The following is a 9,137-nucleotide window of genomic DNA, read 5'->3' as shown; positions in this document are numbered from 1 at the left end:
GGAAGCCCGGTAACGGGTGGAGCTGACTGGTACTAATAGGCCGAGGGCTTGTCCTCAGTTGCTCGCGTCCACTGTGTAGGTTCTGAAGTAACGACCTGTGTCCATGCCGGGTTGGTCAACTTCATAGTGTTTCGGTGGTCATTGCGTTAGGGAAACGCCCGGTTACATTCCGAACCCGGAAGCTAAGCCTTTCAGCGCCGATGGTACTGCAGGGGGGACCCTGTGGGAGAGTAGGACGCCGCCGAACAATCATTAGCCTCAATCCCCGAGCCATTGCTCGGGGATTGAGGCTTTTCTGCGTTCAGGGAGCCGTCGCCGTCCTGTGCCGCACCGGGCAGCCTTGGTTGTTGCGGCAACGCCCGCACCTTGAGGTATGCTTCTCTCGTTGCTGCGCCCCAATAGCTCAGTCGGTAGAGCGTCTCCATGGTAAGGAGAAGGTCTACGGTTCGATTCCGTATTGGGGCTCCACACATGACGAAGGCCCCCGCCTCAACAGGCGGGGGCCTTCGTCATGTTCAGAGACCTTCACGGATTGTGCGGCTCCGGGACGCGCATCGCCAGGATCGCCATGTCGTCCGAGGCCGGCTCCGCGGCGAAGCGTTCCACTGCTCGCAGGACGCGCGCGGCGACCGCTCCCGCCGTGAGTCCGGTGCAGGTGGTCAGCACGTCGGCCAGGCCGTCGTCGCCCAACATGCGGGTGCCCTCCCGGCGTTCGGTGACGCCGTCGGTCACGCAGAGCAGGACGTCGCCCGGGTCGAGGGTGACCGTCTGCTCGTACAGCTCGAGGTCCTCCATCACACCCAGCAGCGGCTGTGGCTCCGCGGCCGCTTCCACCGTGCCGTCCTGCCGGAGGCGGAGCGGGAGCGGGTGGCCCGCGCAGACGACCTTGAGGAGGGCGCTGCCGTCCTGCTGCGGCCACAACTCCCCGTACAGCAGCGTCAGGAAGCGGCTGCGGGCTCCCTCGTCCAGGATCGCCGCGTTCAGGCGCTCCAGGACGGCGGGACCGCCGAAACCCTCGCGGGCGAGGAGGCGGAGCGCGTGCCGGGCGAGGCCCGTGACCGCGGCGGCCTCGGGGCCCGTGCCGCACACGTCGCCGATGGCGAAGCCGTACGCGCCGTCGCGGATCGGGAAGAGGTCGTAGAAGTCGCCGCCGACCTCGTTGCCCTCGCCGGCCGCGCGGTAGATGACGTCGACCTCGACTCCGGGGACGTCCGGCAGGCCCGGCGGCAGCAGGCTGCGCTGCAGGGCCTGGCTGATGGCCGTGCGCTCGGAGTAGAGGCGGGCGTTGTCGAGAGCGAGGGCCGCCCGGCGGGACAGGTCCTCGGCGAGTTCCAGGATCTCCTGGCGGAAGTGTTCGTCCGAGGGCTTTCCGAGGACCAGCATGCCGATGACGCGGTTGCGGGCGACCAGCGGCAGTACCACCGTCTCGCCGCCCACCGCGCCGGCGGTGGCGAGTGTGGTGCCGATGCCCGAGCCGAGGTGCGGGGCGTTGCCGAGGCCCAGGCTGCGCATGGACGTACGCAGTGCCGCCTGGTGTGCGGCCTCGGCAGGGGCGGTCCAGAGCCGCGCGCCCGGGGCCGGGACCGGGTCCGGTGGGTTGATCTTGGAGAGCAATGCCTTCAGGCCGTCGATGCGTTCCTCGTCCTCGTGCAGGACGTAGGAGAGGTACGGATCGGACGACTGGTCGGCGATCGTGTAGACGCCGCACCAGGTGGCGAGCGTCGGCACCGTCATCTGGGCCATGAGCGCGAGCGTCTGGTCCCGGTCCAGGGTTCCGGCCAGCAGGTCGGACGCCTCGACGAGGAAGGAGAGCGAGCCTCTGCGGAGGCGTTCGAGCTCGCCGAGGCGCGCGGACTCGACCGCGAGGGCGATGCGGTCGGCGGCGAACTGCAGGCGCAGCGCCTCTTCGTTGGAGTACCGGCCGGCGGATTCGGCGGCGACGCCGAGGGAGCCGGTGAGCCGGCCCTCGACCTTGAGGGGAACGGTGACGACCGAGCGCATGCCGGTGCCGTTCAGCAGCGGTACGGCGCCGGGCACCGCGGCCAGGTCCTCGTGGACCGCGGGCATGCGGGCCGAGCCGTAGCGTCCGGTGCCGGCTTCGACGGGGACGCGGGCGAAGCGCTGGCGGGCGGAGGGGAGGCCGGTGGTTGCCCGTACTTCGAGTTCCGTCTCGTCGTCCGTGGCCAGCAGGAGGAAGGCGGCGTCGGCGTCGAGCATGTCGCGGGCGCGTTCGACGGTGCGCTGGAGCAGGCCGTCGAGGTCGTCCGGTGCGGGGGAGCCGATGAAGACTTCGAACGGGTCGGCGGCGCGGCCCTCGGGTCCGCCGTCGGTGGAGGGGGCGCGGGGCGGCGTCTGGAGGACGGCGCGCTCGTCGTCGCGTACGAGAAGACAGACGGTGGACGGTTCGCCGTCGGTGTCGCGGACGCGGAGGTGGGAGGCGTACACCGGGACGACGCGGCCGTCGGCACCGCGGATTCCGTAACTGCCTTCCCAGCGGGAGAGTTGGAGCGCGTCGGCGATGCCGGTGCCGGTGCCCGGGGTGTGCGGCCAGGCAGCGAAGTCGGTGAGCTGCTTGCCGCTGACCTGTTCGGCGGCGTGACCGAAGAGGTGCTCCGCGTCCTCGTTCCATACGGCGATGGCTCCGGCGCGGTCGATCTGGACCACGGCGACGCGGACGCGGGCCTCGGCGACGGGCAGCATGCCCACGGGAAGCGCGGGGCCTGCCGAGCGGGCGCCCACCGGGCGGTCGGGGAGGTCGAGTTGGAACCAGACCTGCTTCTGCGTGGGGGCGTACTCCACGCCCCAGCGGGTGGCCATCGCGGCGCACAGGAGCAGTCCGCGGCCGCCCTCCTGGTCGGGGCTGCCGAACGGGTGGGCCGGGTTGTGGAGCGGGATCTCGCGTTCGGGGTACCGGTCGGCGACTTCGACGCGTACTCCGTCCTCCGTCCGCAGGCAGAGCACGTCCGCGTGGGTACCGGCGTGCACCACGGCGTTGGTGACGAGCTCGCTGGTGAGGACGACGGCATCGTCGATGATGTCGGTGAACCCCCACCCCTGGAGGGTGTCCCGGACGAAGGCGCGGGCGGTCGCGACGGAACGGCCGACCGGTTCGAAGTTGGCGGCCGCCCTCGCGGTGATCACAGCACTCCCCATTGGTGTCTCGTCGCTCCCCCGAGTTCTGTGCCCGTTTCTCGCGGCTCGATGCCCTTGTCAGGCTAGACGGTCGGGCCCGCCACCGTGGCACGGAGTCCTGACTCGCGGGACTGGTACGGTCGGCGGTCATGCCCACCCCGGCGTGAGACGCACGCGACCGCCGGCACGAGGCCGGCGACGAGTGCGTCCGGTGAGGGCGTCCGCCGGGCTCTTCGCGGGCCGTGCGGCCGGTCGGCCGGGGCGGCGCCCTTGTAGGTTCCAACGATTTGACGCTCGCGTGGTCACGTGCCAACTGTTGGCCGGGACCGTGAGCCAAAGTGGAAGACTGGGCAGGCTTGCGGAGACAGCCCGGGAAGAACGGTAGAACGGTCGATCCCTGCGGGAGGGACACGGTGGAGTCTGGCGTGACGGCGCGAGGGACGAACACGCGCGCGAAAGGCGGACGGTCCCGGAGCAATGGGACGACGGAAGTGGATACGGCGGCCCTGAACCGGCTGCTGGCTGCCCTGGTGTCCATGCGAGACGGGAACTTCCGCAAGCGGCTGACCGTCTCGGGCGACGGTGTGATGTCGGAGGTCGCCGCCGTCTTCAACGAGGTCGCCGACCGCAATCTGCATCTGACCGGTGAGATCGCCCGGGTCCGGCGCATGGTCGGGCGGGAGGGCAAGCTCAGCGAGCGGCTGGAGACGGGCGCCTGCGAGGGCTCCTGGGCGGCCGCGATCGACGCTTCCAACGCCCTGGTGGACGATCTGGCCAGGCCGGTGTCCGAGGTCGGCCGGGTGCTGTCCGCGGTCGCGGAGGGTGATCTCGACCAGCGGATGGATCTGCGGACGCAGGGGCCGGACGGCGCGGGGCCCCCGTTGCGCGGGGAGTTCCTCCGGGTCGGACGTACGGTCAACAACCTGGTGGACCAGCTGTCGGCGTTCACCGACGAGGTGACGCGGGTCGCTCTCGAGGTGGGCACCGAGGGCAAACTGGGCGGCCAGGCGCAGGTGCGCGGAATGTCCGGTTCCTGGAAGGATCTGACAGATTCCGTCAACACCATGGCCCACCGGCTCACCGCTCAGGTACGTGACATTGCTCTCGTGACGACGGCGGTCGCCAAGGGTGATCTGTCACGGAAGGTCACGGTTCACGTGGCCGGGGAGATGCTTCAGCTGAAGAACACCGTCAACACGATGGTGGACCAGCTGTCTTCCTTCTCCTCCGAGGTGACCCGGGTCGCGCGCGAGGTGGGTACGGAGGGCGAACTCGGCGGACAGGCGCAGGTGCCCGGGGTCGCCGGCGTATGGAAGGACCTCACGGACTCCGTCAACCTCATGGCGGGCAACCTGACCGCGCAGGTGCGCGGGATCGCGCAGGTCACCACGGCTGTGGCGAACGGCGATCTGTCACAGAAGGTCACGGTGAGCGCACGCGGCGAGGTCGCCCAACTCGCCGAGACGATCAACCAGATGACCGAGACCCTGCGGACCTTCGCGGACGAGGTGACCCGGGTCGCGAGCGAGGTCGGTGCCGAGGGGCTGCTCGGCGGGCAGGCGCAGGTGCCGGGTGCGGCGGGAACGTGGAAGGACCTCACCGATTCGGTGAACACGGTCTTCCGCAACCTCACCACGCAGGTGCGGGACATCGCGCAGGTGACGACGGCGGTCGCGAACGGCGATCTGTCGCAGAAGGTCACCGTCGATGTCGCGGGCGAGATGCTGGAGCTGAAGAACACCGTCAACACGATGGTCGACCAGCTGCAGTCGTTCGGCTCGGAGGTCACGCGCGTGGCGCGTGAGGTGGGCGTCGAGGGCGAACTCGGCGGGCAGGCGCAGGTGCCGGGTGCGGCGGGGACGTGGAAGGACCTCACCGATTCGGTGAACACCGCCTTCCGCAACCTCACCGGACAGGTGCGCAACATCGCGCAGGTGACGACGGCGGTCGCGAACGGCGATCTGTCGCAGAAGGTCACCGTCGACGTCTCCGGCGAGATGCTCCAGCTGAAGAACACCGTGAACACGATGGTGGACCAGCTGTCGTCGTTCGCCGACCAGGTCACGCGGATGGCACGGGACGTGGGTACCGAGGGCCGGCTCGGCGGCCAGGCCCGGGTGGACGGCGTCTCCGGTACCTGGAAGGAACTCACCGACTCCGTCAACTTCATGGCGGGGAACCTGACTTCGCAGGTGCGCCAGATCGCTCAGGTGACCACCGCGGTGGCCCGCGGTGACCTGTCGCAGAAGATCGACGTGGATGCCCGCGGCGAGATCCTGGAGCTGAAGAACACCATCAACACCATGGTCGACCAGCTCTCCGCCTTCGCGGAGCAGGTGACCCGGGTGGCCCGCGAGGTGGGTACGGACGGGCGGCTCGGCGGCCAGGCGCAGGTGCCCGGCGTCGCCGGGGTGTGGCGCGATCTGACCGACTCGGTGAACGGCATGGCCGGCAACCTCACCGCGCAGGTCCGCAACATCGCCCAGGTCGCGACGGCCGTGGCTCGCGGTGACCTGTCGCAGAAGATCGACGTGGACGCCCGCGGCGAGATCCTGGAGCTGAAGAACACCCTCAACACGATGGTCGACCAGCTGTCGAACTTCGCGGAGCAGGTGACCCGGGTGGCCCGCGAGGTGGGTACGGAGGGCATCCTCGGCGGGCAGGCCGAGGTGCAGGGTGTCTCCGGTACCTGGAAGGACCTCACCCAGTCCGTCAACTTCATGGCGAACAACCTTACTTCGCAGGTCCGCAACATCGCCGAGGTCACCACTGCGGTGGCGAAGGGCGACCTGTCGAAGAAGATCACCGTCGACGCCAAGGGCGAGATCCTCGAACTCGTCACTACCGTCAACACGATGGTCGACCAGCTGTCGTCGTTCGCGGAGCAGGTGACGCGGGTCGCCCGTGAGGTGGGTACCGAGGGCATCCTCGGCGGCCAGGCGCGGGTGCGCGGTGTCACCGGCATCTGGAAGGACCTGAGCGACAACGTCAACCTGATGGCCAACAACCTGACGTCCCAGGTGCGGAACATCTCGCAGGTCTCGGCCGCGGTCGCCAACGGCGACCTGACCAAGAAGGTGACCGTCGAGGCGCGCGGCGAGGTCGCGCAGCTCGCCGATACCGTCAACACCATGGTGACGACGCTGTCGTCGTTCGCGGACGAGGTGACGCGGGTCGCCCGCGAGGTGGGCACGGAGGGCGAACTCGGCGGCCAGGCGCATGTGCCCGGCGTCTCCGGTACGTGGAAGGACCTCACCGAGTCCGTGAACTCGATGGCGTCCAACCTGACCGGCCAGGTGCGGCAGATCGCCATGGTCACCACCGCCATCGCCAAGGGCGATCTCACCAAGAAGATCGACATCGACGCCCGCGGCGAGATCCTGGAGCTGAAGACCACCATCAACACGATGGTCGACCAGCTCTCCAGCTTCGCCGACCAGGTGACCCGGGTCGCCCGTGAGGTGGGTACCGAGGGCATTCTCGGCGGCCAGGCCCGGGTGCGGGACGTGGACGGCACCTGGCGCGACCTGACCGAGTCGGTGAACGAGATGGCCGGGAACCTGACCCGTCAGGTGCGGGCGATCGCGGCGGTCGCCACCGCGGTGACCCGCGGCGATCTCAACCTCAAGATCGACGTGGATGCGTCCGGCGAGATCCAGGTGCTCCAGGACAACATCAACACGATGATCGCCAACCTGCGTGACACCACCCTGGCGAACAAGGAGCAGGACTGGCTCAAGGGCAACCTGGCCCGTATCTCGGGGCTGATGCAGGGCCGCCGCGACCTGGACGACGTGGCGTCGCTGATCATGAGCGAGCTGACCCCGGTCGTCTCGGCGCAGCACGGCGCGTTCTTCCTCGCGATGCCGACCGGCACCAGCCAGGAGATCGGGGCGGAGGGCGCCAGGGAGGGCTCGTACGAGCTGCGGATGCGGGGCAGTTACGCGTACGCGGGCGGGGCGATGCCGACCTCCTTCCGGCCCGGCGAGGGCCTGATCGGCATGGTCGCGGAGGAGAAGCGCACGATCCTGGTGGAGAACACCCCACCCGGCTATCTGAAGATCTCCTCGGGGCTGGGCGAGGCGCCGCCGGCGCATGTGATCGTCCTGCCGGTGCTGTTCGAGGGGAAGATCCTCGGCGTGATCGAGCTGGCCTCCTTCCAGCCCTTCACGCAGATCCAGAAGGACTTCCTCAGCCAGATCGCCGAGATGATCGCGACGAGCGTCAACACGATCAGCGTCAACACCAAGACCGAGGTGCTGCTGAAGCAGTCGCAGGAACTGACCGAGCAGCTGCGTGAGCGCTCGGAGGAGCTGGAGAACCGGCAGAAGGCCCTTCAGGCCTCCAACGCCGAACTGGAGGAGAAGGCCGAGCTGCTGGCCCAGCAGAACCGCGACATCGAGGTGAAGAACACCGAGATCGAAGAGGCGCGGCAGGTCCTGGAGGAGCGTGCCGAGCAGCTGGCCGTCTCGATGCGGTACAAGAGCGAGTTCCTGGCGAACATGTCGCACGAGCTGCGCACGCCGCTCAACTCGCTGCTGATCCTGGCGAAACTGCTCGCCGACAACGCCGAGGGCAACCTGTCGCCGAAGCAGGTGGAGTTCGCCGAGACGATCCACGGAGCCGGCTCCGACCTGCTCCAGCTGATCAACGACATCCTCGACCTGTCGAAGGTCGAGGCGGGCAAGATGGACGTCAGCCCGACCCGGATCGCGCTGGTGCAGCTCGTCGACTATGTGGAGGCGACCTTCCGCCCGCTCACCGCGGAGAAGGGGCTGGACTTCTCCGTACGGGTGTCGCCGGAGCTGCCGGCGACCCTGCACACCGACGAGCAGCGGCTGTTGCAGGTGCTGCGCAATCTGCTGTCGAACGCGGTGAAGTTCACCGACACCGGGGCTGTGGAGCTGGTCATCCGGCCCGCCAGTTCCGATGTGCCGCACGCGATCCGCGAGCAGCTGCTCGAAGCCGGTTCGCTGCAGGACGCGGACGCCGACCTGATCGCCTTCTCGGTCACGGACACCGGTATCGGGATCGCGGCGAGCAAGATGCGGGTGATCTTCGAGGCCTTCAAGCAGGCGGACGGGACGACGAGCCGGAAGTACGGCGGTACGGGGCTGGGCCTGTCGATCAGCCGGGAGATCGCCCGGCTGCTGGGCGGCGAGATCCACGCGGCCAGCGAGCCCGGCCGCGGCTCCACCTTCACGCTGTACCTGCCCCTGCACCCGAGCGAACTGCCGCCGCAGGGCTATCCGCAGCTCGCCCCGGGCGGTATCGACCTGGGCCGGGGCGCGGCCGGCGGCGCGGTTGCCGGTGACGCGGCCGGGGACACGGCCGCGCGGCAGCCGGAGGTGCCGGTGCAGGCCGAGCCCCACAGCGGGCCGGCGGCGCTGTTCCGGAGGCGGCGGAAGGCCGTGGGCAGCACCCACCGGCAGACGCCTGCCCTGCCGGGCCGGCCGGCGGGCGCGAGGCCCGCGGTGCAGGAGTCCTGGGCGGCCGAGCAGCAGGAGGAGGCGGCGGTGCCGCGGACCTTCGACTTCCACGGCGAGAAGGTGCTGATCGTCGACGACGACATCCGGAACGTCTTCGCGCTCACGAGCGTGCTGGAGCAGCACGGCCTCTCGGTGCTGTACGCGGAGAACGGCCGGGAGGGCATCGAAGTCCTGGAACAGCACGACGATGTGACGGTCGTACTGATGGACATCATGATGCCGGAGATGGACGGCTACGCCACGACCACGGCGATCCGCAGGATGCCGCAGTTCGCCGGGCTGCCCATCATCGCGCTGACGGCCAAGGCCATGAAGGGCGACCGGGAGAAGGCGATCGAGTCCGGTGCTTCCGACTACGTCACCAAGCCGGTCGATCCGGACCACCTGCTGTCGGTGATGGAGCAGTGGATGCGTGGCAAGTGACCGACTGCTGAGCGAATCACGAGCGATCACTGACTGACTGTGGCCGATCGGGTGTGGGAGGGCGGAAACCGGGGAACCTTCTGGTCTCCCCCC

General features: G+C 69.1%; 2 protein-coding genes, 1 tRNA gene and 1 rRNA gene. 3 read left to right on the top strand and 1 reads right to left on the bottom strand.

Features of this window, described 5'->3' with window-relative positions:
• Window positions 1–130: 130 nt before the first annotated feature.
• Together rrf and ACWV17_RS06935 are read left to right on the top strand one after the other, a co-directional pair.
• Window positions 131–247, top strand: a 5S ribosomal RNA gene (gene rrf, locus ACWV17_RS06940).
• 145 nt (window positions 248–392) lie between these two features.
• A tRNA-Thr gene (locus ACWV17_RS06935) sits at window positions 393–468 on the top strand.
• A 57-nt stretch (window positions 469–525) separates the two neighbouring features.
• Here the strand turns inward: ACWV17_RS06935 and ACWV17_RS06930 are convergent.
• A complete protein-coding gene (locus tag ACWV17_RS06930) occupies window positions 526–3,153 on the bottom strand; it encodes a SpoIIE family protein phosphatase (protein WP_455356958.1) in 2,628 nt (875 codons plus the stop codon).
• Window positions 3,154–3,545: 392 nt separating this feature from the next.
• Here ACWV17_RS06930 and ACWV17_RS06925 point away from each other — a divergent pair, with 392 nt between their 5' ends.
• Window positions 3,546–9,044, top strand: a complete 5,499-nt coding sequence (locus ACWV17_RS06925) for a HAMP domain-containing protein (RefSeq protein WP_455358907.1) — start codon at window positions 3,546–3,548, stop codon at window positions 9,042–9,044.
• Window positions 9,045–9,137 lie beyond the last annotated feature (93 nt).

It is taken from the genome of Streptomyces mabaensis, from assembly GCF_053763515.1.
This window is presented reverse-complemented; position numbering and strand designations above follow the sequence as displayed.